This window comes from Butyrivibrio sp. AE3009 (assembly GCF_000420845.1).
GTDB lineage: Bacteria > Bacillota > Clostridia > Lachnospirales > Lachnospiraceae > Butyrivibrio.
Map to the genome: position 1 here is coordinate 149,628 of NZ_ATVS01000005.1, position 25,792 is coordinate 175,419.

At 42.8% G+C, this 25,792-nt stretch carries 23 protein-coding genes; 15 read left to right on the forward strand and 8 right to left on the reverse strand.

The genetic code is table 11. The features are described from left to right. Positions 1-3 precede the first annotated feature (3 nt). The 3 genes from G588_RS19175 to G588_RS0104580 are packed head-to-tail and all read left to right on the forward strand — an operon-like array spanning position 4 to position 3,231. Positions 4-888, forward strand: a complete 885-nt coding sequence (locus G588_RS19175; protein ID WP_022777582.1) for an N-acetylneuraminate synthase family protein — start codon at positions 4-6, stop codon at positions 886-888. After that, positions 888-2,072: an N-acylneuraminate cytidylyltransferase gene (locus G588_RS0104575; protein ID WP_022777583.1), complete on the forward strand. Its 1,185-nt coding sequence runs from the start codon at positions 888-890 to the stop codon at positions 2,070-2,072. Before G588_RS19175 ends, G588_RS0104575 begins: the two co-directional genes overlap by 1 nt. Before the next feature lie 4 nt (positions 2,073-2,076). Then, the gene (locus tag G588_RS0104580; RefSeq protein WP_155830739.1) at positions 2,077-3,231 is read left to right on the forward strand and encodes a CgeB family protein; all 1,155 of its coding nucleotides are present in this window, start codon (positions 2,077-2,079) and stop codon (positions 3,229-3,231) included. On the opposite strand, the gene G588_RS19180 is transcribed toward G588_RS0104580, so the two are convergent. Continuing rightward, a complete protein-coding gene (locus G588_RS19180; protein WP_022777585.1) occupies positions 3,214-4,572 on the reverse strand; it encodes a polysaccharide pyruvyl transferase family protein in 1,359 nt (452 codons plus the stop codon). The two genes, G588_RS0104580 and G588_RS19180, sit on opposite strands and share 18 nt — an antisense overlap. Positions 4,573-4,603: 31 nt before the next feature. Further along, positions 4,604-5,686 carry a glycosyltransferase domain-containing protein gene (locus tag G588_RS21265; protein WP_022777586.1) on the reverse strand — a complete coding sequence of 361 codons (1,083 nt, stop codon included), beginning with the start codon at positions 5,684-5,686 and terminating at the stop codon, positions 4,604-4,606. A 246-nt stretch (positions 5,687-5,932) separates the two neighbouring features. On the opposite strand from G588_RS21265, the gene G588_RS0104595 reads away from it, so the two are divergent. Both G588_RS0104595 and G588_RS0104600 read left to right on the forward strand, forming a co-directional pair. After that, on the forward strand, positions 5,933-7,003 hold the full coding sequence (locus G588_RS0104595; RefSeq protein ID WP_155830740.1) for a glycosyltransferase family protein: 1,071 nt from the start codon (positions 5,933-5,935) through the stop codon (positions 7,001-7,003). A gap of 127 nt (positions 7,004-7,130) precedes the next feature. Then, positions 7,131-8,870 carry a LicD family protein gene (locus tag G588_RS0104600; protein WP_196804942.1) on the forward strand — a complete coding sequence of 580 codons (1,740 nt, stop codon included), beginning with the start codon at positions 7,131-7,133 and terminating at the stop codon, positions 8,868-8,870. On the opposite strand, the gene G588_RS0104605 is transcribed toward G588_RS0104600, so the two are convergent. Genes G588_RS0104605 through G588_RS19190 form a run of 3 tightly spaced genes read right to left on the reverse strand, consistent with a single transcriptional unit; the run spans position 8,850 to position 11,954 of the window. Then, entirely contained in the window at positions 8,850-10,367 is a 1,518-nt protein-coding gene (locus G588_RS0104605; RefSeq protein ID WP_022777589.1) for a BCCT family transporter, read from the reverse strand. The two genes, G588_RS0104600 and G588_RS0104605, sit on opposite strands and share 21 nt — an antisense overlap. Next, positions 10,367-11,083 (reverse strand): NTP transferase domain-containing protein, encoded by a 717-nt coding sequence (locus tag G588_RS0104610; RefSeq protein WP_022777590.1) that lies wholly within the window; start codon positions 11,081-11,083, stop codon positions 10,367-10,369. The genes G588_RS0104605 and G588_RS0104610 overlap by 1 nt, the downstream gene beginning before the upstream one ends. Then, positions 11,076-11,954, reverse strand: coding sequence for a choline/ethanolamine kinase family protein (locus G588_RS19190; protein ID WP_022777591.1), 879 nt, complete (start codon positions 11,952-11,954; stop codon positions 11,076-11,078). The genes G588_RS0104610 and G588_RS19190 overlap by 8 nt, the downstream gene beginning before the upstream one ends. A gap of 321 nt (positions 11,955-12,275) precedes the next feature. Here G588_RS19190 and G588_RS22385 point away from each other — a divergent pair, with 321 nt between their 5' ends. Together G588_RS22385 and G588_RS0104625 are read left to right on the forward strand one after the other, a co-directional pair. Next, positions 12,276-12,443, forward strand: coding sequence for a hypothetical protein (locus G588_RS22385; protein WP_022777592.1), 168 nt, complete (start codon positions 12,276-12,278; stop codon positions 12,441-12,443). A gap of 267 nt (positions 12,444-12,710) precedes the next feature. Continuing rightward, a complete protein-coding gene (locus tag G588_RS0104625) occupies positions 12,711-13,703 on the forward strand; it encodes a Panacea domain-containing protein (RefSeq protein WP_022777593.1) in 993 nt (330 codons plus the stop codon). Positions 13,704-13,748: 45 nt separating this feature from the next. On the opposite strand, the gene G588_RS0104630 is transcribed toward G588_RS0104625, so the two are convergent. Beyond that, positions 13,749-14,159: a HEPN domain-containing protein gene (locus tag G588_RS0104630; RefSeq protein ID WP_022777594.1), complete on the reverse strand. Its 411-nt coding sequence runs from the start codon at positions 14,157-14,159 to the stop codon at positions 13,749-13,751. Beyond that, entirely contained in the window at positions 14,149-14,688 is a 540-nt protein-coding gene (locus G588_RS22390) for a nucleotidyltransferase domain-containing protein (RefSeq protein WP_022777595.1), read from the reverse strand. The genes G588_RS0104630 and G588_RS22390 overlap by 11 nt, the downstream gene beginning before the upstream one ends. A 342-nt stretch (positions 14,689-15,030) precedes the next feature. On the opposite strand from G588_RS22390, the gene G588_RS0104645 reads away from it, so the two are divergent. The 8 genes from G588_RS0104645 to G588_RS0104685 all read left to right on the forward strand — a co-directional run bounded on the left by G588_RS0104645 (position 15,031) and on the right by G588_RS0104685 (position 24,042). Further along, positions 15,031-15,696, forward strand: coding sequence for a DUF3990 domain-containing protein (locus G588_RS0104645; protein WP_022777597.1), 666 nt, complete (start codon positions 15,031-15,033; stop codon positions 15,694-15,696). Continuing rightward, on the forward strand, positions 15,677-16,330 hold the full coding sequence (locus G588_RS0104650; protein ID WP_022777598.1) for a helix-turn-helix domain-containing protein: 654 nt from the start codon (positions 15,677-15,679) through the stop codon (positions 16,328-16,330). The genes G588_RS0104645 and G588_RS0104650 overlap by 20 nt, the downstream gene beginning before the upstream one ends. Before the next feature lie 510 nt (positions 16,331-16,840). Beyond that, on the forward strand, positions 16,841-17,923 hold the full coding sequence (locus G588_RS0104660; protein WP_026668581.1) for a galactitol-1-phosphate 5-dehydrogenase: 1,083 nt from the start codon (positions 16,841-16,843) through the stop codon (positions 17,921-17,923). A gap of 150 nt (positions 17,924-18,073) precedes the next feature. Next, positions 18,074-18,853 carry a glucose-1-phosphate cytidylyltransferase gene (gene rfbF, locus G588_RS0104665; protein WP_022777601.1) on the forward strand — a complete coding sequence of 260 codons (780 nt, stop codon included), beginning with the start codon at positions 18,074-18,076 and terminating at the stop codon, positions 18,851-18,853. A 51-nt stretch (positions 18,854-18,904) separates the two neighbouring features. After that, positions 18,905-20,842, forward strand: a complete 1,938-nt coding sequence (locus G588_RS0104670; protein WP_022777602.1) for a thiamine pyrophosphate-binding protein — start codon at positions 18,905-18,907, stop codon at positions 20,840-20,842. A gap of 180 nt (positions 20,843-21,022) precedes the next feature. After that, positions 21,023-21,508 (forward strand): hypothetical protein, encoded by a 486-nt coding sequence (locus G588_RS0104675; RefSeq protein WP_022777603.1) that lies wholly within the window; start codon positions 21,023-21,025, stop codon positions 21,506-21,508. Between the two features lie 71 nt (positions 21,509-21,579). Continuing rightward, a complete protein-coding gene (locus G588_RS0104680) occupies positions 21,580-22,344 on the forward strand; it encodes a lysophospholipase (protein WP_022777604.1) in 765 nt (254 codons plus the stop codon). 123 nt (positions 22,345-22,467) lie between these two features. Next, entirely contained in the window at positions 22,468-24,042 is a 1,575-nt protein-coding gene (locus G588_RS0104685) for a glycoside hydrolase family 28 protein (protein WP_022777605.1), read from the forward strand. A gap of 403 nt (positions 24,043-24,445) precedes the next feature. Here the strand turns inward: G588_RS0104685 and G588_RS0104690 are convergent, their stop codons facing one another. After that, complete coding sequence (locus G588_RS0104690; protein WP_022777606.1) at positions 24,446-25,681, reverse strand: IS256 family transposase; 1,236 nt, start codon at positions 25,679-25,681, stop codon at positions 24,446-24,448. Positions 25,682-25,792: the final 111 nt, after the last annotated feature.

The window sequence follows — 25,792 nt, forward strand, 5'->3', positions numbered from 1 at the left end:
CTTATGGAAAAACAGATCAATTTAGGCGGAAGACTTGTAGGCGATGGCTGTGATCCTTACTTCATCGCCGAGATAGGAATCAATCATAACGGAGATCTTGCTGTGGCAAAAAAGCTAATCGATGCTTCTTTTGCCATTGGATGGGATTGCGTCAAATTCCAGAAGAGGACCCCGGACATAGCTGTTCCGGAGAGTCAGAAGAACGTCATGCGCACCACACCTTGGGGCGAAATGACCTATCTGGAATACAAAAAGCGCATCGAGTTCGGCAAAGAGGAATACGACTACATAGATAAATACTGCAGAGAAAAGCCCCTGGCCTGGACCGCTTCACCCTGGGATATTCCGAGCCTTGAGTTCTTGTTGAACTATGATATCCCCTTTATCAAGCTGGCATCCGCCACCAACGGAAGCACAGAACTGATAAAAAAGGCCTGCGCATCAGGAAAGCCTATTATCATGTCCACAGGCATGTCCACTCAGGAGGAGTTGGACAAAGCTGTTGACCTTCTCGACAGGTTCAGCAATGGAAACTTCGCTCTTTTGCATACCAACTCTGTATATCCGGCGCCCATAGATGAGCTGAATCTTAAATATATCCAGACTCTGAAAAAGAGATACGGATGCGTGGTGGGATACAGCGGCCACGAGCAGAACCTGGAACCCACTGTTGCAGCGGTTACTTTGGGAGCTGACATTGTTGAGAGGCATGTCACTTTATCCCATGACATGTGGGGCACAGATCAGAAGGCAAGTCTGGAGATCAACGCCATGTATCTTTTGTATCGCCGTTGCCGTGACATCAAGCTTATGCTTGGGGATGGCGAAAAGAAGCTTGAAGAGGATGAACTGCAGGTTAGAAAAAAACTACGAGTTGAGGAAAAATAATGGAAACAGTTGCATTTATCCCTGTACGAGGCGGGAGCAAATCAATACCTCTGAAAAATATAAAAGAAATCTGCGGACAGCCTCTGGTTTACTGGACGGTTGCTGCGGCCTGCGGGGCGAAATGTATTGATAAAGTCTACATAGCTACTGACAGCGCAGAGATCCGAGCTGCCGTTGAACAGTTTTCCCGGAAAGGAATTGAGAATGGAAATCAGAATTTCAGCAAAGCGGTGGTAATCGACAGAAGCCCGGAAAATGCCTCTGATACAGCATCTACAGAATCAGTCATGCTTGAATTTGCGGAAAAATATGATTTTGAGAACATAGTACTGGTGCAGGCCACATCTCCCATGCTGGAGAGCAGCGATATTGACGGTGGCTTCGAGCTTTTTAAAAAGCCTGATACAGACAGCGTTCTTTCCGTAGTTCGTCAAAAGAGATTTTTGTGGGATGCGGATGAAAAGGGCTATGCAACTGCATCAAACTATGATTTTAAGAATAGACCAAGGCGCCAGGAATTTGACGGATATCTGATGGAAAACGGCGCATTTTATATCACCTCAAAAGAGAGCCTGATGGCTTCGAAAAACAGGCTTTCAGGAAAGATTCGTGCCTATGAAATGAGCGAGGACTCTGCTCTTGAGATAGATGAGCCAAACGATTTTATTATTATAGAAGCTCTTTTGCGAAAAAGAGAAAAGCAGAAAAATGCAGGCACAATGCCGGAAATAAAGATGGTGATCACCGACTGCGACGGATGCCTTACCGACGGCGGAATGTACTATTCAGAGAATGGGGATGAGCTGAAGAAATTCAATACCAAGGATGGTATGGCGCTGTCAAGAATCCATGATAAAGGAATAATCACCGGAATAATCACCGGAGAGAACAGGGAGCTCAACAAACGCCGTGCGGACAAGCTTCACATGGACTTTATCAAGATGGGAATAAAGGACAAACTGACCAGCTTGCAGGCTGTTTGCGATAAGTTCGGTGTTGAGCTGCAGAACGTTTTGTATATCGGTGATGACATCAATGACATCGAGGCAATGAAGGCAGCAGGCATCTGCGCCTGCCCACAAAATGCGATGCCGCAGGTTGTTGCGGTCGCCGATTATATTTCTAGTGTAAGAGGCGGAGACGGAGCTGTAAGGGATATTATTGAGCACCTGATTGGGATCTGAAAATATGAATATTCTTCTTTATGATTTCCTAAATTCATACATCCAACATGATCTTATTTACTTCCTCCAGAAGATGGGACACAAGTGCAATAACGTGAACTATCATAAGGAAGTTGATAAGTATAATGATGATGCTTTTTTTGAGAGAATGGAAAAGGATCTTAAGGAAGGCTCTTATGATCTGGTCCTTACCACCAATTTCTGGCCAATAGTTGCAAAGGTATGTAAGAAGCATGATCTTAAGTATATTTCATGGTTTTTTGACAGTCCGCCCAATCTTCCAACTGCGGAATGTATGGAGTTTTCCTGTAATACGATTTTCTTTTTTGCCAGAGCTGACTATGAGACCTATAAGAAAATGGGGCTGGATAACGTTCACTATCTGCCTCTTGCGGTAAACACTGAGAGACTCCGCAGTGTTAAGACAGATTATGCCAAGTACGGCGCAGAGATTTCCTTTGTGGGAAAGCTCTATGAGTCCATGCTTCCGGCATTCATGAGCCATATGACCGAGTATCAGCGGGGATACCTTGACGGAGTGGTGAAGGTGCAGCTGCAGCTATATGGCGGATACATCGTAGATGATGTGGTGACGGAAGAGTTCGCTCAGAGTGTCAGAGACAGATATCTGAGCCTGTCCGAAACGGCTGTGCAGCTGACCAAAAAAGAAATCAGCTGGGCCGTGGCTTCTTACGTGACACATCTCGAGAGAATGACACTTCTTAGTATTTTGTCAAAAAAGCATCAGCTCAAACTTTATACTTTTGAGCTTACGGAAGATGAGAAGAGAATGCTTCCTGACGTAGATTTCTGCGGCTCAGTAAATTACCTTACAGAAATGCCACAGGTTTTTGTAGCAAGCAAGATCAATCTTTGCCCTGTTCTGAAGGCCAACAGATCCGGAATTCCGTTGAGAGCAATGGATATCATGGGCTGTGGGGGATTCCTTTTGTCAAGCTACCAGTCTGAGCTTTACGAGTATTTCATAGATGGCGAGGAATGCGTGATGTATACCTCGTTGGAGGATGCTGTGGAGAAGGCGGAGTTCTATCTCTGGAACGAGGATATAAGAGCTCGTATTGCCTGCGCAGGCTATGAAAAGATACTCACTGATTTTAGGTATGAGGACAGAATAGAGGAATTACTTAAAGGTTGCTAGGGTGTTTTGAAATATCTGCCATAGTTCATCTTGTGATTTTGATATATCTTTTTTGATCTCTTCTGAGTGAGTCAGCATATTATCGGCTTTTTCTGAAAGAAGGGAATCAAATCTTTCTTCATTTACATCAATTCCCCATTCCGGATGGTATACATCATCAAGGAACCATTGAATCTTATCATGACTGATAATGCTCAGAGTGGGGGTTCCGCAGCCAAAGGCAACCATCTGTGAGTGGCCGCGCATGCCTATTACCAGCCTGGGAAGGCTGTATGCTTCAATCATTTCATTTTCGTTTCCGGATTCATATAGTTTTACTATTCCATAAGGAACTCCGTAATTATCCATATAAGAGCACATTTCAAAATCCGGTTCGCAGTGAAGATAGCACAGGATATCATAATCTGACGAAAGTGTCTTGGCAGTTTTTGCGATAGAACTTAGGATATAGTCTTTTCGATTACCAAAACGAAGGATTTCCCTGTCAAAGGCACAGTTTATAGCAATAATAGGTCTGTCCGGCTCTTCGAACTTTATATCAAATAGCTTGGATATTACGGTAGTTGCGCAAGGGAAGTACTGTACTTTATCTTTAAGGTGATCAGGAAGAAAGGCCTTAACTGCGTTAACGGAACCGTGGTTGCGTAATCCGAAGAAGGTGCTTTTTTCAACTAAAGCTGTGATATTTTCATAGAAATAGGGCTCAAAATCTTCCTGATTTCTGAACCTATTATATCCTACTCCCAGTATATATATAGGAACCTGTATTTGATGAATCATTTCTTTTGGAATAGGCCATTGCCAGCCTGATATTTCGTTTTGATTTGTGTCCTTTAGAAAAAGGCCTCCTCCACCGATAACAAGAGCTTTGCTTTTGTTTATTGAATCGATTATTCCCTGATTTATTTCTTTTTGAACATTAAGTCTGATCCAACTTTTCTTTCCGGAGTTTTTTTCAATGAGTTGTCTTAAACTTTTTACTAATAAATAATCTCCCGCATTTGCATATGTTTCCGTGGAAACATGGACAATAGCATTATCGATAGTTGCTCCCAGTTTGAAAATCGCATCATCAAGATTTCTGCTTTCCATTGAGATTGTATTAACAATGGAAGCCAGCTTATCACACGCTTTTGACATGGCAAGAATATGAGACACCATGCTGTTTAATGATTCTATAGAAGACTGATCTCCGGCATTTATGGAGGATGTCATAGTCTCTTCAACAACCGCTATGAGGTCTCTTATTTGTGAGTATTCAGTGCTTAGTATAGATTTTATGGTTTTTGCATTGGCTTTTTTATTGGCTGAATACAATTTTTGATATTGCTCGTAGTTCATAAGCGATGCCTTCCTTCACTCTTGAGATTACTCAATGGTTACTATATGCAATGGTCCAAGGATTTGAATGTGATTGGAGATCAGTTATATCGAACTCATAATTATTTTTCCAACACACATAGCAAAAACTCATTTGGTCTCTATGGTGTTTGTAGGAAGTCAGTTCTGTCCACCAGTCATCCATGACTTTCTTGAGGAGAGGATCTTTATGACTTCTTACAAGAACCGCAGTTTCAATAAGAATGTCATCAACAAATCCCTCTTTTCTGTACTTCTGTATTTGTTCTTCGAGAGCCTCTTTCGAAGCTTTCCCCAATGAAGCTACCGCAGCGGCATCTTCATCTATATTATTATAGCAGTGATGAGGCATGCAGATCATGCTACTATCTCTTTTGTATTGATGGATAAAATCAGTGATTTTTTCTTCTCGTAATTGTAAAACCCCGTCTAAGTAAAATGAAAAGTCATAATCCGGGAATAGGTCAAAGGGATGTATTTTTGCCCAACGAGCCAGAAGCGGAGCGCTTAGGTGCTGAGGATTATCAAGCACTCTGATTTGCCATTTACCATGATAATCAGTAGGAGCTTTATCAGTAAGCAATACATAATCGAAACAATCCTCTGTAATAAGGGGATCAAGGATATTGTCATAGCCTCCAGTTATGACTGTATATACAACACCTTTTCCGGTGAACAAGTCAGATTCTATTGCATATCTGTTGTGGTAAACATTGCGAACATGAACAAGATGTTCAAATGAAGTCGACACTTTGTCTATATAATTATTTAATTCCAGAAGTCTTTTCTGAAATTGTGAATTCAATTTTGACAGAGAGGATAGCTCAGAGCTGCATGCATCATATGAAGTACAGCACTTTGTGAAAAGAAAGTTGCTGATGTCCATGCAAAAAGAATAAATATCAAAAGAATCAGAGGATAATAACTTTCTGTATTCTTTGATTGTTTCTTGAGAAGAAGGGTCATTAAATATAGTAGATAAAGTATCCAGTACGTTAGATACGCTGCATTTCATACTTTCTTCATCCATTACAGAAGCATTCTGTTGGAGATAGGTGAGAATAGAATGGATTTGTAGCATAAGCTGTGTGTTCATAATTACTCCTGATATCTCGATTGAGTGGGTTCATGTTATAATTATTATAATTGTTAATGCGTCAAGATATCAACTGATTAAAGAATATGAACTTGTGGATTTATAACAAAGGGAAACTTTATGCTTCACAACAACCGTGCACTAATTCTCCGACGTGGAAACATCAATTATGATTCACTGACTTCCTTCTCGGCGCTTTTATCTAAAGCGCTTGGTTCTTGTGGGATAGAAGTGGATTATTGGGATTTGGACAGAAGTAATGAGGAGCTGGATAAAAGGCTTAGCGATGTGAGATATGATTTTGCCCTGACCTTCAATTCCATTGGTCAGCATAACTATAAGGTGAATGGGGAGAATATCTGGAACAAGCATCGGATTCCCTTCTTTAACTACATTGTGGATCACCCGCAAATGCATTCCATTTATCTTTTTTCGGAGTGCAGTAACTACTATTGCTTGTGCCTTGACAGAGATCATGTGGATTATGCAAAGCGATTTTATAAGGATGTAAAGGATGCTTTTTTCCTGCCTCTTGGAGGAAGCGATTCTGATGAGGAAAAGGTTGATGACAGCTTTGAGGACTTTGAGCATCGTGAGTTTGACGTAGTTTTTACCGGGAGTTATGTGGATAGGGATGAGCTGGATGGAAAGATCCTGGCCCTTCCGGAAGCTGTAAGAAATATCGAGTTGGCATATCTTGACCATATGCTGGATAACAGGACACTGAGTCTGGAAGAAGGCTTGACGACGATTCTTCCGGATTTCGGAATTGATCCTTCTGATGAAAAAGCATATTTTGGATTCGCCAATGCTCTTTTCTCTATAACAAATAATTATCTTCGTTCATATACAAGAGAAGAAGCAGTGAGATTCCTGGCTCAGTCAAAGGGGACTATCCATCTGTTCGGAACCGGTTGGGATACCCTGGATGACTTGGGAAATGTGGTTTTGCATGGTTCATGTACATACCTGGAAACGGCTGCTATTTATAAAAGAAGCAAAATAGTTTTTAATGTAATGCCATATTTCAAGAACGGTGCCCATGATAGAATTCCGACATCAATGCTTGCCGGTGCTGCGGCGCTTACAGATGATAGCAAGTACTACCGGGATGTTTGCGAAAAGGCCGGGCATGAGATTATGAGATTCTGGAACCTTTCTACACCGGAGGCTTTGCCAAATATTGTTGATGATATGTTATCTGATACGGCTAAGCTGTATGAGCTTGCGCATAATGGGCTTCATTATGCGCGAGAGAATATGACTTGGAATAAGACGGCAGAGAAGTTGTTAGAGATAATAGATAAAGCTATATGATGTTGTTATCACCGAGGAAATAACAGTGAATATATCTTTCCTTAAAGATTACTATTGTGATGAAGTAAGATGCGGCTTCTATGTTTCCGAAACAATGAAGCGTTATTGGGCTGCGCAGCTGACAGTTTTGTCTGAAATTGACCGAATCTGTTCTCGTCATGGATTAAACTGGTACAGTGATAGCGGAACACTCCTGGGGGCTGTAAGACATAAAGGTTTTATTCCCTGGGATGACGATATCGACATTGCTATGCTCAGAAACGATTATGAAAAATTCATTCTCTACGCCAAGGATGAGTTGCCGAAAGGATATCAGGTTTTAAGCATTTCTGATTCTGATGAGTATAAATTTCCCTTCGGAAGAATTACTAACAGCCATGCCATCGACAAAAATCCTGATTTCCTGGAAAAAAATCAGGGCTGTCCTTTCGTTGCGGGCGTAGATATATTCCCTCTTGATAGTGTATATGATGATGAAGAAAAAGAAAATGACAGAGTAAAAAGGGGCAATCTTGTTTTCTCAACTATGGAAGGACTGCTTAAGCATACTCTTTCAGAAAGCGAGGTCAAAAAAAGAATAAAGACTATTGAAGAAGAGAACAACACCAGTATAAGCCCCGCCAACGACTATCGTGACCTGTTTCTTCTTTTTGAAAAAATAGTTAAGGAGTGCAATGATAGCAGCTCCAAGGATATAGCCCTGATATATATATGGGTTTCCGAAGGAAAATGCAGATATCATCGTTCTTACTATGACGTAACCATAGAACTTCCCTTTGAAACAACTTCCCTGAGAGCTCCGGCAGAATACCACAATATTCTTGGTTCCTATTATGGTGACTATATGAAAATAGTCATGGGCACAGCAGTTCATAATTACCCAGTCTACAGAGGTTTAGAAAACCTGTACAAAGACCATTTCGGAAGGTACCCACACAGATATTGTTTCAGAAAAGATTCGTTTGCTCCGATCACAAAAAGGAAAACTTTAAAGCAGGAGCAGCTGGCTCTATTGAAAACACTCCACGAGATCCACGGAAAACTCAATGACATCATTATCAGAAGCAGTATTGAAAACGCTATTCCTTTTTTTGAAGTATGTCAAAAAACTGCTATTTCTGTGGGAACAATGCTGGAAAATAGATATGATGTCGGAACTGATGCAGTATATGCTCTTGAAAAATACTGTGATAAGGTAAGTGATACATACAGCTGCTGGGAGGAAACATCTCCGGAAGAACTGGATAAATGTCTTGCTGATGCAGAGCATCTGATCAGCGAGCTCTTTGATACTGCGAAAAAGAATATTCTCTTTCTATTATGTAAAGCATCCTGGTGGGATTCTATAAAAGATGTATATGAATCAGCTATAAATTCCGGGAACAATGTTAACGTAATTCCTATACCATATAGGTACATAGATAACAGAAAAATGGTTGGAGAAGCCATCAGTGATTTTGCTGTTTTCAAAGAAATGCCGCAGCTGACTGAAAACATTACAGACTTTGATGGTTATAAGATAGATCAGATACACCCCGATATCATCGTAATTCAATTCCCCTACGACGGTTATAGTACAATAATGGCAATTCCTGAGCAGCTCTATTCAAATAATCTGTCAAAATATACAGACAAACTGGTATATGTTCCTTTTATTGACCCCAAGCCGCCAATATCTGAGAATAGCGTGGCATACATGGCTATGCAGGATATTATTGAACAGCCTGCCGTATTCAATGCGGATAAAGTTTTGGTAAGATCATCAGAACTAAAAGATTGTTACATAAAGCATTTGGCCGCAATGACAGGAAAGGATACAGAAAAATACTGGAACAACAGGATAGACCTATTTTCTGCTCCTCTTTAAAGCTGTTCCTGCATCTTTGAAAAAACCTGCCACCATAGCCAGCATGATAATTCCTATAGGCAGGGCGGTGATGATGCTGACCGACTGGATATTACTCATAGTGCTTCCGGAAAATACTAGAGCTATTGGCAGGGTGATCAGAATGATGCACCAGGTAAGAACCACTATCCAATGAGGTTTTGCGTTCTCTTCAAGGGCTTCATAGCTGTAGCAGGCTGCCGTATAAGCTATGGCATCGAAGGACGTGGAATAAAACAGAATCATACTTATCATGATGATTATCAGCACCACGGAAGGAAAATTCATTGTGCTGATAATGCTTAGTATTGTCTCGTAAATATCATTATTTTCTCTATAAGTGCTGATAAAATCGGCCTGTCCCATCAGCTGTTTTCCCAGGGAATAGTTACCAAGAATTATGAAACTGACTAATGTTGATCCCACGCCAAACAGATAACCGCCCAAAATGGTTTGGCGTATTGTGCGACCTCTTGAGATATTTCCTATAAAAAACGGCGCCGCAATGCACCATACCATCCAGTAGGCCCAGTAATAGACAGTCCAGTCTTGGGGGAACATTGTGGTCCTTGCCGGATCTGTATAGGTTGCAAATTCAAAGAAATGCTGAAGCATTAGCCCGAAACTCTGAAAACCATTTTCGATAATGAATCTCTTTTGGTCATTACAGACAAAAACAAAAATAAGCAGCCCAAAAAAGAAGCCGATGCAGCATTTCGCAAGAAGATCCACACCTTTTATTCCATGAAGAATGGCATAGGAATATATGACACAGGTTATCAGTAAAATGATTATTGTAAAAAGATTTCTGCTTATATTGATTCCGAAAAATGAGATTATTACACCGGACAAAAGAGGTGTTGCTATAGAAAAAGTGGTAGCTGTTCCTGCTATAAGTGCAAACAAAGAAAAAATATCAATTATCTTCCCGGGAAGCTTGTCTGAATAGTTCCCCAATAGTGGCCTGCAGGCCTCTGAAAAGCGCAGGCGATTACGTTTTTTTACATGGATCATAAATCCGAAAATAACCGCTAATACAAGATAAAAAGACCATGGGATAAAGCTCCAATGAAACATGGGAAAAACTCCAGCATAATCTGTCATGCTTCCAAGCTCGCTTATATGTGGGTTTTCCGAATACATTATCCATTCTGAAAAGGAGTAAACAATAATATCCGCCGCCAGTCCGCAGGTAAACATCATGCTTCCCCAGGAAAAAAAGGAGTATTTGGGTTTTTCATCAGGATTACCCAGGACGATATCTCCATATCTTGAAAAAGCAAGAAATATAGAAAGTAAAAAGAAAAACAAACCAAGTATAAGAAAAAAGACGCCAAAAGTGTCTGCAACCAAATATCTAAGGAGGCTGATAATAGAATTGGAAGCAGCAGGAAGTGCAAAAATGCAGGCTGAAACTACAGCTATCAGTAATAATGGTATAAGAAAAACAAGCCAATCAAACTTTCTTTTGCTATTCATCACTCTTTTTCCAAATATTCTGAATATGACTCGTCAATGGTTGCAAGTTCCTGTAAATCGTCTATTTCAATAACATCGCCAAGCTGCATCTTCATTATTCCGAGATCGAAATCATCAGGGTATATGAACAATGCTAAATCGTCCCAGTAAATATCGCAGTTTTTATGCTGGACAAATTCTCGTTCCAAGCAGTCCCTGAGTCTTTCTCCATCCTCTTTGGTCCATCTGGAAACGGAAAAAAGCTGCCATCCCAGATTACCGCCGTTTCTGGAACAGGATATTACTCTGTTATTCTCCACCTGCATGAGCCATTCCTTGGTGGGCTCCTCTGTCCAAACAGCGTTGTATCCGGATTTTTCAAAGTCTGCTCTTAGGACCTTGGGATTTACAATAATCTGATCTCCATCAAGGACTATAGCATCTTCGAGATATTTTCTGGCACAATAAAGTGAGGCTATGTTATTGGCTCTGTCGAAAAATGGATTGTCGATCAGAGTTATGCCTTCAATGCTCTTGAGGTATTCAAACTGCTCTTTTTTGTATCCGACTACTATATAAATCTCAGTTATGCCGTTAGCATGTAGCGCAGCGATTATTCCGTCTATCATTCTTGTGCCCTTGACCTTAACTAAGGGCTTGGGTACAGAAAGAGTCAATGGCTGCATTCTTTTACCTGCTCCGGCTGCTAAGATGATTGCTCTTTTAAGTTTATACATTGTCGTTTATTTCTTTCCTGGCAATTTCGTAAAAGTCTTTGGCGTAATTATACTGAATCTGTGAATACTCGCCAAAGTGATTTCCCTTCATTTGCTTGAACTCACACCAGTTGCTCCACAATAGTCCACAGATGGCCACATAGCAGTATATTTTGGCTCTGATCCGGCCTTCACATTCATCGCAAAAATAGATATCTATAAGTTGGTCTATTTGAGCCTTGCCATAATAGGAATAAATGGCAAACATCGCAATATCCACGTGAGGGTCCTGCATGCCTGCGTATTCCCAGTCGATCAGTTCTACTTTTTCTTTTCCTGTTATAAGAAAATTGTCTGGAACAGCGTCAATATGGGTAAGACAATGCTCCCTGCTGTTTGCTGATACATAATCCTTCAGAGACTGAACCTTTCTTTTGGTCTCTTTATAATCGTCGTGTACAGACTGATTATCGCCCCATAGCATCTCGTACTTATCAATCTGCTGAAAAAGATTGAATTCATGATCCACGGAAAGCTTTATGGAATGCATTTTTCTCAATGCTTTTATGCACATACTAACGTCAGCTATGTCTTTAGGATTGCAGACTCTTGCGTTATCGACAAACTCTGTGATCTTGTATCCCTTTTCATCTATGTAGATAGGAGAGCTGCAAATGTCCTTGCCTTCGATGGCCTTATAGGATGCCATTTCCTGCTTTCGGTCAACCAGCTGCTCCGTTCCTGCTCCCGGAAGCCTGAAGATATACTTCTTATTATCGAGATAAAAAAGAAATGATTGGTTAGTCATTCCTTTTTTCAACGATTGTATATCTGTTATGTATTTGGGGGATACATCCATAAGGGATGCAATAGCCTTTTTTACGTCATCCAAAATGTATATACTCCATTGAATCCGGCATAATGGTCTAATCTAAGTATATCATATTACAGGATGCGTTTTAACACTATTACGTTTATTCGATTGGGGGATAGAGAACTTGGGGATTGTCCCAAAGTTGATGTTTCACAAGGTGATTCTCTGAACGCTGAGAATCCGGTAAGATAAGGCACTTCAAGGAATAATAAAGCCCGCGGCATTGACACATTGAACAGCCGCGGGCTTTATGTAGGCAATAATTGAAAAAGTACACAAATTGACAAAAATGTACTCTTTACATATAATTAACATACATTCTCATGGAGGTGATAGTGTATGGACAAGTGTGAAAAGGATCCAGACGGTTACGGCCCGGATGACATTGTCGCTAAGCTTAGGCGATATATTGATTCGGGCAGAAACGGAATCGATTATACATTTTTGTACAGAGATAAAAATGAAGAGTTTTTTCAAAGTATATTATCACCGAAAATGATCGTATAGATATTTTGAGAAAGCTTACTACAGATAGTTATAGTGGGTGGGAATATAGCGATAATCCCAATTTTCCTCGAGATATTGTACATGTTTTCAAATATGCAGCGTCTTTTATTCCAAGGGGAATAGAAGATGCTCCGAGTGAAATGGTTAGGCTTTATATTAAAATCACTTGGTCTAAGTACCAAAATAATATTTTACTTATAATATCATTTCATGATTAATTAAGGGGATTTAGCTTTTTTATTGCTTTGGGGATGTAGGAGAGTGTAGATGGATATTTTTATGGATAAGGTTTTATGCGCTGAATGCGGATGTATGCAGGAATATGACATTGTTTCTGAAAAAAGTGAAAGAGTTTGGAATGGAATAACATGTAACTTTAATAAACGGGTCGCATTATGCAAAAAGTGTGGACACAGGGTATATGTTCCCGGAATGGATGATCTCAACGAGAATGAATTTGATGTAAAATGCCGAGAAGAGCATGATTATATTCTTGTTGGAGAAATTGAAGAAATACTTGAGAAATATGATGTGGACAAGAGGCCCCTTTCCAAAGTCTTGGGACTTGGTGAGCATACAATTGAAAACTATCTAAAGGGTCAGCTGCCAAGTAAGCGTTATTCAGATATGCTTCGCAGAGTTCTGGGATGTTATCTTTACATGCAGAATTATTATGAAAGTAATAAAGATAAGTTGAACAAACATGCTGCTGAAAGATTGGAAAAGAGGCTGAACTTCTACGATCAGATTAATTCTCATGAATCAAAAATTGAAGAAGTTGCGTTATATATTCTTAATTCAAAATATGAGATAACCAATATGTCTTTGCAAAAGCTTTTGTATTATATTGAGGCGTTTGCGCAGGTGCTACTTGGCAAAAAGATTTTTGACGAGCGCTGCGAAGCATGGGCATATGGCCCGGTATATCCCAAGATTTATTCTAAATATAAATCCTTTGGAGAATCACAGATTATTGTTGATGAGATTGATTTGACTGATTGCCTTGATGAAAATGTGAAAAACATAATAGATTTTGTTTTGGGGAAATTTGCTATTTATAATGGAGTTACCTTAATGGATCTGAGCCATTCGGAATCCCCTTGGAAGGATGCACATTCCGGATATGGCAAAAAAGAACATTGTACGGAACTGATAACTCATGACGCAATTACAGAATATTTTTCTGCTGTTAATGAAAAATATGATTTAAGCACTGATAATGGAGTAAAGAATTATATCGCATCGTTGGGGGTTATATGAGTAGGGAAACTTGGGGTGCAGTGTAGAAGAACTGATTGACGATTTTTATATTATCCCCTGAGTCTTTAGATAAGCACTGACTTTGCAGAGCAGCTGTCTTGCCTTTGCTACCTGGTCTTCGCATTCTGCCTTGTTGGCTACATAGAAATCATCGTAATCAGATGAATTTCTGATTCTTTCCATACTCTGAAGGATGCGCAGATCATCACGGCTGAAAAAGTCACAGGGTTGATGGATAAATTCCTTGTTAAAAGTCTTTATTACTCCGTTATGCGATTCTGAGTCTTTGCCAATAGCTGCCAGAGCTGCTTTGACAGCTTTTTCTCCGGCATAAAAGGCACTATTGTTAGCGGATTTATAGTGCTCACACTGTAGCAGATCTGTAGCTTCATCAATAAGTTCCTTGGCTCGTTCATATCTTAACTTGGCAAGAGCACGCATATTATCAGCGTTCATATAGTATTATTCCGTCCTTTGCGATGTTTTTGAAAAATGGATACCAGGATTTCTTTTCTTCAAATTCCTTTTGGGGAAGGCAGACAAAATTTACGACAGCCATGGTATCAAAGCCAATCTGTGTAGCAAGTTCGTCCAGCTGATGGCTGTATTTTTTGACCTGTTCCCTGTCACTGTCGGTGAGAATGGCAATATCTATATCTGAATCGGCTGTATAATCACCTCTTGCGCAGGATCCATACAGTATTATCTTCCGGCAGTCTTCATTCATGATTTTGGGGAGCTCGTTTAGTATGGTATTTTTTATGGGTTCAAGAGTAATCTCAAGATCATACCCCTTATTTGTCTCTACTAATATCTTTTCCGAAATAGCCTGTTTAATAAAAGTTGCTACAGGCAGACCAGATTGCTCGATGGCGGGAAAAATATCATTTTCATACTCTTTTTTTTTGTAACGGACCTTGAGCTCCTGCTGTTTTTCCTTTATGTACTTCATGGTAGCCTTTTTGGAGGCATTATCGTAACTCATGTTGGTACCTCTTTGTCACTCAGTTAATGCATTTGTATCTGCCTAAAATTATAACAGTTTACCAAATACATGTCTATAGGGCACTATATCAAGTTGGGATCTGACTCCATGGGGCTGGCATGGAACTTGGGGACTGTCCTCAAGTTGATTCTGTGAACGCCGAAAAGCTAGTAAAACAGCGCATTTCCAAGAATAATAAAGCCCGCGGCAATAAACGCTGCGGGCATTTTTCGTGCATCAAAGGTGCCATAGCAGATTGAAAATATATCGCTGCAGAGATATAATTTAACTATCTCTACAGCGATATATAATTGCGACAAGTGAGTCTTTATTGGAGGAATCATGATAATCTATCACGGCTCGGAAAACATCATCTATAATCCGGTCTTTGGTGGCGGCAATCCCGGGAATGACTACGGGAGAGGCTTTTATTGCACCGAGGACAAGGAATTGTCCAAGGGATGGGCATGCAAGAAGGCTTCCGATGGCTTTTCGAACTGCTACGAACTGGATACCAAGGGGCTTTCTATTTGTAATCTTAATGAGGATTATAATATTTTGAACTGGCTTGCTCTTTTGACCAGATACAGAGGCTATTGGCAGAAAAAGAGCATTGCCGAGGAGGCCAAGAACTTTTTACAGACAAACTATCTGGTGGATATATCCGGATTTGATGTGATCAGAGGTTATCGGGCAGATGTTTCCTATTTTTCATTTGTGCAGGATTTCATAATGGGAACCATTTCGCTGCAAAAGCTCTCTCAGGCAATGAAGCTGGGATGCCTTAATGACCAGATTGTGCTAAAGAGTAAAAAGGCCTTTGAGCAGCTTTCTTTTGTCAGCTATGAATCAGCGGAGGCGACAGTTTATTTCCCGCAGATGAGCACAAGGGATAAAAACGCACGCCGGGAATATCAGGGACTTCGGCCATCAACAAGCATACTGGATGAGATATACATTCTGGATATCATGAGAGGAGGTGTTGACCTTGGGAAGCTGCGCATATGATGAGATGTATCTTCCTCTGGCTCAGAGGGTTATGGGGGATATGTATGATTATGCTGTGAATACTCTGGGCATGGACCTTTGCTCTTTTCACGAGATGTTTATTATAAGCGGTATGAGCCGCCAGTTTGAGATTGGAAATCCTACTTATGTGGCGGGCAAAAACGGCTGTGAAGTGGCCAGGGAAGTGATTCATACCTGTACGGACAGACGCATCGATACTGAAGATGTCATGTATATCGATAAATCCAGGGAATACTGGATTGGCTGGGCTCTTGCATATTATCAGTGGTCCTGCGGCAGAAGCTTTAGGAGCATTGAGGAAAAGGTGCCTATCAAACAAATATACGGAATGTATGACACACTTCATGAGGCAGATATATCCTTATTCGTCGAGATTCTTGAAGAAAAATGCATGAAGAGCCTGGAAGAGAGCAGGCTGAAGCGCCTTCGCAGATATGCAGGGCTGTCCCAGAAGGCTCTGGCGGAAAAGGCAGATGTTCCGCTAAGGCAGATACAGTTATTTGAACAAGGACAGCGGGATATCAGTAAGGCTCAGGCCATTACAGTGCTCAAGATAAGTAAAGCCTTGGGATGCAATGTGGAGGAACTAATCGGCAGTGGTAACGATAGGTAACGAATGCTGTAGATGCTGAAGATATTGCGGGCACGGATTCCCTTGGCTTTATGTTGTCTATGGACGATGAGCTCTATGACAGGGCCATAGCGATACATACCACTTTTATTCCCTTCAGAGAATATGCAAGACTTTTGAATATTCACGATATTGGGCGGAAAAAGATAAGGCAATCTGTTATGGGGTAACAGGCGGAGTTGCTCAATATCTGTCTTTGTTTGATCCGAAAAAGAGTCTTGATGATAATATCAAACGATTATTTTTTAATACGGACGGATATCTGTTTGATGAGACGAAAAATCTTCTTATTCAGGAATTTACTGATGTGACACTTGTAAATAACATCATGGGGAAAACAAATCTTGTGTTGATAACAGTGGATGATATGTACAAAAATTCATAAATAATTTAGATTGGTTAATGGTAAAATATACTTAAATACAACAAGAAATATTTGATTATAAAAACACCATAATCATTATAATATCCGTTTGGAGCAGCCACATGCACATGAGAGCCCAGATCCTTTACGGAATCGACAACCTCAAATACGTCGAAATGGAAGCGCCCCCGGCAAGACCCGGCGAGGCGCTTGTTAAGGTTACGGCCTCCGGTATCTGCGGCTCAGACGTTCCAAGGATTTATAAGACCGGAGCACATAACATGCCTCTGATTCCGGGACATGAGTTTGCTGGCATGGTGGTGAGCTGCCGGGACAGGCCTGATCTTGAGGGCAGGAGAGTTGGCGTTTTTCCGCTGATTCCCTGCGGAAGGTGTCCTGAGTGCGAGAGCAGACGCTTCGAGATGTGCAAGAATTATAATTATCTTGGATCCCGCAGAGACGGCGGGTTTGCTGAGTATGTCAGTGTTCCGATATGGAATCTTGTGGAGCTTCCGGATGAGATAACAGACGAAGAGGCGGCGATGTTAGAGCCTATGTCTGTTGCGGTTCATGCCATGAGACGGATTTTTTTGGACAAAAGAGATACGATCGTGATCTGCGGCCTTGGCACCATAGGGCTGTTGCTGTCAATGTTCATATATGATGCGGGCTACCGGAAGCTCTTGTTTGTGGTCAACAAGGATGTTCAGAAGAGTAAGCTCATCGGTATGGGCTTCGACGAGGATCAGATCTGCGATGTGAGATACGGTGATCCCACTGCATTTATTATGGACAAAACAGGTGGCAGAGGCGCTGATGCCTACTTCGAGGCAGTGGGCAGGCAAGAGAACTACGAGCAGGCGGTGAAGTGCACCGCGCCTGTGGGCAAGGTAGTGCTGGTGGGAAATCCCGCTTCCGACATGGCTCTTACCAAGGACACCTACTGGAAGATCTTAAGGAACCAGCTGGAACTTGCCGGCACCTGGAATTCCTCATACCTTGGAAGCGAAGGCACAGTCTGCAACGATGACTGGAAGTATGTGATGGACAGGCTGGTGGCCTGGAAGGACAGTGAGCGCGGGGAGGATGCACACTCTTTTGCCCCGGCGGAGCTAATTACTCACAGAATAACGCTGGCGGAGATCCCTGCGGGACTGGATATTATGAAGAGAAAGTCCGAGGACTATGTGAAGATCATGGTGAGGATGTAATGCATTTAAAAGTATGTTGTAACGGGAAAAATGTGCTACACTGTGTACGGTATTAATTTAGGTACTGACTGATGACATAGAAATGCTACTTACTTATGTTTGGTAGGCCTCAAAGGTCATCATATGATTTATGGAAGGAAATATTTATAGATGAAAGTTGTAATCTTAGCCGGCGGCTTCGGCACCAGAATCAGCGAGGAGAGCCATCTTCGCCCCAAGCCCATGATCGAGATCGGCGGCAAACCCATACTGTGGCATATCATGAAGGAGTACTCCTACTGCGGCTTTAACGAGTTCATTATCTGCGCGGGTTACAAGCAGGAGGTGATCAAGGAGTATTTTGCCAATTATTATCTGCATAACTGCGACGTGACCTTTGATTTCACTGACAGCGGCAGGGTAACTTACCATTCTCAGAAGGCTGAGCCCTGGAAGGTTACCGTTGTTGACACCGGCTACAGCACCATGACCGGTGGACGTATCAAGAGGATTAAAGAGCACGTGGGAGGCGAGCCCTTCTTTATGACCTACGGCGACGGAGTCTGCGACCTTGACATGAACGAGCTTCTTAAGTTCCACAAGTCCCACGGCAAGATTGCCACGGTTACTGCGATCCTTGCGGGCCAGCGCTTCGGCGTTTTTGACATTGATAAAGAAGACAATTCCGTTGTCAGGGACTTCAGGGAGAAGGCCAGCATTGACGGCGCCAGGATCAACGGCGGCTACATGGTGCTGGAGCCGGGAGTCTTTGATTACATCGAGGGCGATGGGACCTTTTTTGAAAAAGAGCCTATGCACAATCTGGTAAGAGATGGCCAGATGGCAGCCTACAAATACGACGGCTTCTGGAAGTGCATGGATACGGCACGTGAGAGGGACGAGCTGTCAGAGCTTATTGGCACCGGCAGAGCACCCTGGATCAAGTGGTAAGCATTAGTAGAGTATAACGGGGGAAGCCCCCTTGGATTAAATGGTAAGAGTATGAGAGTTTCTGATTATATTGCGGATTTTCTGGTAAAAAAGGGCGTCACCGACTGCTTTATGGTAGTAGGCGGTGGCGCTATGTATCTGAATAATTCCTTTGGACACAAGGAAGGGCTTAAGTGCACCCACTTCCATCATGAGCAGGGAGCTGCCATTGCTGCAGAGAGCTACTCAAGATATGAGGGAAAAGTGGCTGTTCTTAACGTGACTTCAGGCCCGGGAGGCACCAACGCCATAACAGGAGTGCTTGGTGGATGGCTGGATTCGCTGCCTATGTTTGTGGTAAGTGGTCAGGTCAGGTATGACACTACGGTGAGATACTGGGAGAAATTGCAGGGGATTGAACCGGGAGCGACTGCAGGTTATGGAGATAGCTGTGTAGGTCACCCCATGCATACTCTCAGATCCCTTGGAGATCAGGAATATGATATCACCAAAATGACCGGCAACATCTGTAAGTATGCCGTTATGTTGGAGGATCCTTCTGATATCAGATATCACCTGGAGAAGGCCTGGCACCTGATGAATACAGGAAGACCCGGCCCTGTCTGGATTGATGTTCCCGTTAACTTTCAGGCTGCGGAAATCGATCCGGAGAGCCTTAGGGGCTTCGAAGCTGAAGGGACGGACGGATGCGTATCTTGTAGTGCCGGTAATGGTATAGTTAAGGACAATGAAGTGTCACAGAATTTGGGCACTGCAGCCCTGGAGGTCTTTGAAGAGATCAAGAAGGCCAAACGCCCTGTGATATATGCAGGCGGCGGAGTCCGCATCTCAGATGCCTTTGACGTATTCAGGAAAGTTGTCGATATGCTTGGAGTTCCCGTCTGCACCTATTGGAATTCCATCGACCTAATAGAGGATGAGCATCCGCTCTACTGCGGCCGCGGCGGCAATATGGGTGACCGCGCCGGGAATTTTGCGATTCAGAATTCAGACTTATTGCTCGTTATCGGAAGCCGCCTTTCCATCAGACAGGTGGGCTACAACTGGAGCAGCTGGGCAAGAGCCGCCAAGGTCATAATGGTGGACATAGACCCCGCTGAGATGGATAAACATACTCTTCATGTGGATAAAAAAATCTGTGCCGATGCCAAAGATTTCCTGGAGAAGCTGGAAATTCTCTGCAGTGATGAGCTGTCAGAAGGTGGCACAGAAAATTGTGCTTCCTACATCTTCAAGGGCGATGACTGGAGAGCACAGTGCGTTAAGTGGAAAGAAAAATATCCTGTTGTCTCGGATTCCCAGCGCCATACCGGCAAGGAACCCGTTAACGTTTACGGCTTTATCAGAGAATTGTCCGAGAGACTTCCCGCCGGAGAACTCTGTGCGGTAAGTAACGGAGCCTGCTGCGTGGCGGGGCATCAGAGCTGGAAAGTCAAGGAAGGGAGCCGTTTTATCATCAACAACGCAGTTGCCAGCATGGGATACGGTCTGCCGGCAGCCATTGGACTGTGCATAGCTTCAGGCCTTAAAGAGACCATCTGCCTTGAAGGGGATGGCAGCATAATGATGAATCTTCAGGAGCTTCAGACCATTATCACCAACAAGCTCCCGGTTAAGATCTTCCTTATAAATAATGATGGATATCATTCCATCAGGCTCACACAGAACAATCTGTTCAGCGAGTATTCCAAGGTGGGAATCGGCCCCGAGAGTGAGGACCTGGCATTTCCGACCTTCCGCAAGATAGCCGATGCCTTCGGCTATCCCTACATTGCGATCCATACCGGTGACGACCTTGACGGCAAGCTGGACGAGGCCCTTAGGACCACCACTCCGCTGTTCGTAGAAGTCTTCACCGATACCACCCAGGTCTGGGCACCCAAGAGCAGCGCCCGCCGGGAACCCGACGGAACCCTCACCAGCCCACCCCTTGAGGACCTTGCGCCATTCCTTCCCCGAGAGGAACTCGCAGAAAATATGTACATTTAAAATCAATGAAAATCACCATAGGTGAATGAAATTCCCTGCGGCGGCTGCTTTCAGGCGGTCGCTCTCCATATGTCCAGAAAAAATTCTTTTTTAATGCAATAGTAGGGGAGCACGGGGTATAATATGATATATGATTTTGAAGAGTTTTTGAAAAGACAACTAATTGCCGGGGGATTTACCATGAGCGAAGCTAAACAGATGCTTTTTGCCAGGAACCTTATCTGCGTATGTATCGACGACAATGAGAACGCTGACTATCAGGGGCAGATGTGGCACCAGTATTCGGACGATCCGGTGCCCTTTTCGGGGATATATGAGTTTCTTGTGGCGGCCGACGATCTTTTTGACACCTGGGATTTTCCCCAGAGGAGCCTGGAGAGGCGCGGGTTTGGCCACGATATGACTGAGGATCATAGGGACAAGGGTTTCCCTTTTGCTAATTACAACTCTTCTGATGAGCTTGTCATCGACAAAATCCAGAAACAGAGCGGAACCAGAAACATTCAGGGCAAAAGAGGGAAACTCGGAACCTTCATAATACAGGTGGCCTACAGGCAGCATGCTACCTGGCAGGGCCATGTGATCAATACCGAGACCAATGAAAAGAGTGATTTTATCAGTGCTCTGGAGCTTGTCAGGATCATTGACGCAGCTTTGTTAAAATAGGGTATTCCATTTTGGGACATTATGATGTAAAATTGCCTTCGTTATTTTTATAGATATTGGAGTTTTTAGTTTTGAAGATTCTTAGTAAGATATGGAAGGTTTTGCGGTGGGTGCTGCTTGGGCTGTTCATTATCCTTGCAGTAGCCGCCGTTTGTTTTAAAATTTATACGGGTAATTATTACAGGGCCAACGAGGAGACAATCGAGGATTTCGCAGGAAGCTACAGTACTGTTCATTCCTATTCCGATGACAACGGAACTGTTTTTATCCCAACAGAGGATGAGATCAAGGCAGTTATTGTTTTTTACCCCGGAGGAAAGGTTGAGTACACGGCCTACAGCCCTTTGATGTACGAGCTGGCGGACCGTGGGTATCTGTGCCTTTTGCCCAGAATGCCTGAGAATCTGGCGTTTCTTAGAATTGACGCTGTGGACAAGCTGACAGCAGGCTGGGATGAAGAGGCAGCAACTGTAGAGCACCTTGACTGGTACCTGGCAGGACATTCCCTTGGCGGTGTTGCGGCATCAGTTTACCTTGGGGAGGATGACTCTTACAGAGGACTCATTCTGTGTGGCTCCTATACAGCCACTGACTTCTCGGAGTCAGATATTCGTCTTTTGTCAATCTTCGGAGAAAAGGACGGAGTGATCAGTCGTGAGAACTACGAGGAGAGCAAGACGTTCTGGCCCGAGGACTCAGAGGAGTATGTTATCGAGGGTGGTATCCATTCCTACTTTGGAAGCTACGGCATTCAGGATGGAGACGGAGAGCCCGGCATTACCAATGAGCAGCAGATCACAGAGACCGCAGACGTCATTTCCCATTGGATTGGCTGAAGCTGAAAATGCAGACTTTTATTCAGTATTTTCAAAGGTTTGGATGTGAAAATATGCTATCATGTAAGTGATTATTTCGTTTACATGATAGCTTTTTTGTTATCGTAGTTTTTGGAGGTTTTTATGGATTTTAAAGTAGTAAAAGTATTTAACAGGAGTGTAACTATTGAACTTGATTCCGACAAGATTTTTTGCCAGGATCAGAACTTTGAAGTTTACATAAATAATGATAAGAAGCTGGAATCAGATAGAAATGTGGTAACTGTAGCAGGTCTTTTACCTGATACGGAGTATGAGATCAAGGTAGTTATGAACGGTGAAGAGACGGTTCATACCTTCACTACCAAATATGAGTCAGTGCTTCTTGATGTTACTGCATTTGGCGCAAAAGGCGACGGAGTTACCTGCGACACCGCAGCTATTCAGGCGGCCATCTGCTCCTGCCCCAAGGACGGCACAGTATATCTGCCCAAGGGAGTATATTACTCAACACCTGTTTTTCTTAAGAGTGATATGACTTTCTGGCTGGATGAAGGCGCAGTGCTTCTTGGCGATACCGACAGAAATCATTATCCCATGCTTCCCGGCATGACTCTTTCCACAGATGAAAAGAGCGAGTATAACCTCTCCAGCTGGGAGGGTAACCCTCTTACCAGCTATGCGTCCCTTGTGACTGCAATTGATGCTGAGAACCTGGACATCATCGGTCCCGGAACCATTGACGGCAATGCGGGTAACAGCGACTGGTGGGTTAACGCCAAGGTTAAAAGAGGTGCCTGGAGACCCAATGATCTCTATCTTTGCAGATGCAAAAATGTTAATGTTCAGAACGTAAGAATTCAGAATTCACCCTGCTGGACGGTTCATCCTTATTACAGCGACGATCTGTCCTTCCTTAATCTGTATATTCACAATCCTTCGGATTCACCTAACACCGACGGCCTTGATCCCGAGAGCTGCAGCAATGTCCTGGTTCTCGGAACCGTTATTTCCGTTGGCGATGACTGCATGGCAATTAAGAGCGGCAAATACTACATGGCTCTTGAGCACCACAAGGAGACAGACAACATTCTTATCAGAAACTGCAAGTTCGAAAGAGGCCACGGCAGTGTGACTGTTGGCTCCGAGGCAGCAGGCGGTGTTAGAAATGTCAGGGTTTCGCAGTGCATTTTTGACGGCACGGACAGAGGTCTTAGAATCAAGACAAGACGCGGAAGAGGAGAGAGATCAATCCTTGACGACATCCTCTTTGAGAATATTGACATGACGGGAGTGTTCATGCCTTTTACTGTGAACATGTTCTACTTCTGCGACCCCGACGGTCACAGCGACTATGTTCAGAACCAGGCTCCCGCACCGGTTGATGAGATGACTCCCATTATTGGTTCCATCACCGGCAGAAACATGAAGTGCAAGGGCGTCAGTGCCTGCGTTCTCTGCGCAGTAGGACTCCCCGAGAGACCTATCGGCAAGCTCACCTTCGAGAACGTTGAAGTCGAGTTCCTTCCCGAGGCGGAGCGCACCCCCGTAAGACCCGTCATGATGGACAACTTCGATGAGATGAGCGGCCGCAGCATCTACGCCAAGAACGTTGATAACCTCGTAGTCAACAACATGACTATCGTTGGCAGCGTAGACACCGCTCCGGAACTCATTAATGTGTCGAAGGCAGAGCTCACAGAATTGCAGTATAGATAAGTGGACGGCTCCGGGTGATAATCTTGGGTGACGGCTCTGCCATTTAGTTGCCTTTATATCAGATCAGGTACTGACTTGTGTAAAAATTCATGTAAACATTCATATATTTGTGGTAAAACGACTGTACATTACGTCTGAATTGCGCTTTCTAAATGGAAAGACGTAGTCCTATTTTTGCTTTACGTCTATAATACTGATTCTGCATATTAGACGTAGTGGTTACAGATATTCAGAGTTATCGGTTACGTCTCGATACTGTTTTTTTATTGTGAGACGTAGTTTGACCTTTTAATAGATGAAGCTATTGTTTATAGCTACGTAATATCGGGGCTTCTTACAAAATAGACGTAAACAAGGTCAAGTCCTTTTTTGTGTGTAAATTACCTTTAGGTGCTAATCGGCGCTATGCCGCCAATAGTTTCAGCTGTTCCACGGCTATTTCTTTAAGCTGAGGAATGTAGTCATCTACTGTTTGTAGCTGCTTCTTGGGGTAACCAGATGTAGTTGCTGAAGCAAATGCTTCGTGAACATCCATAAGCACGCTCCCCATGATTCTTATTACAGAAGCATCATTAGGGAATACTCCAATCACTGTTGAGCGGCGCTTTAGTTCTCTGTTAAGACGCTCTATGTGATTTGATGTTCGATGATAGATCCTAAGGCGTTCTGGCAATACCATTACTGTCATTGCACTTTCGAATCCCGCGTCTAGACATTCCATAGCTGCTGGCGCAACATCACTGTAATCACCTATTATGCGGTCTCGGATCTTTCTTGCCTCTGAGATAGTTGAAGCGTGATACATTTCAAGCAACTCGGAATGGAGCCCTTTTTGATACTTATTGGGCGTTTTATCAAGTATATTTCTTGAGAAATGAGTTTGACATCTTTGCCATGGAACTTCAGGGAAGACCTTCTTTATTGCATAAAGGATACCAGGATGAGCATCGGAAGTAATGACTCTCACTCCGTGCAGGCCACGTTTTCTAAGTGACTCGATGAACATGAACCATGTATTGTTTGTTTCGTTATCAAACAGGTCAAATCCAATGACTTCACGCTTGCCTTCAGTATTTGTGGCATAAGCTACCATGAAGGCCTTTGATACGATTCTGTGGTCATTACGTACCTTGAAATAAGTAGCATCTATAAGGACAAATGGATATGCATTGGTCAGCGGTCTGTTACGAAATTCATTAACAATGACGTCCAGATCCTTGCATACCTCCGACACCATAGACTTTGAGTAGGAAGTGCCACATAATGTTTCGACAACCTTTGCTACTTTTCTGGTAGATACACCGGCAACCACCATTTCGGCCATACTTGCTACAAGAGCAGCCTCACTTCTCTGGTAATTATCAAATATAAGTGACTTGAATGGAACATCTCTATGCCTGGGAACTACTAACTCAATCTTACCAAGACGAGTAATCAACTGGCGCTCTCTGGTGCCATTACGGCTGTCAGTTCGGTCTTCAGAACGCTCGTATTTTTCTGCTTTGAGTTGTTCTGTAGATTCAGCTTGAAGGATGCTGTTCAAGCTGTCCTGTAGAAGCTTTTTAAATGCATCATCACGATTTGATGAAAGTAACTGTAGTATTTCTTCTTGGTTTAAAGTAATATTTAGTTGAGCCATTGAGCTATACCTCCGGTTAATTTGATTGTGGTGATTTAATTATACCTAAAGGTGAGCCTTTGGCTCTTTTAATATTAATTTATAAATTTACACCATTATATGGACATTACT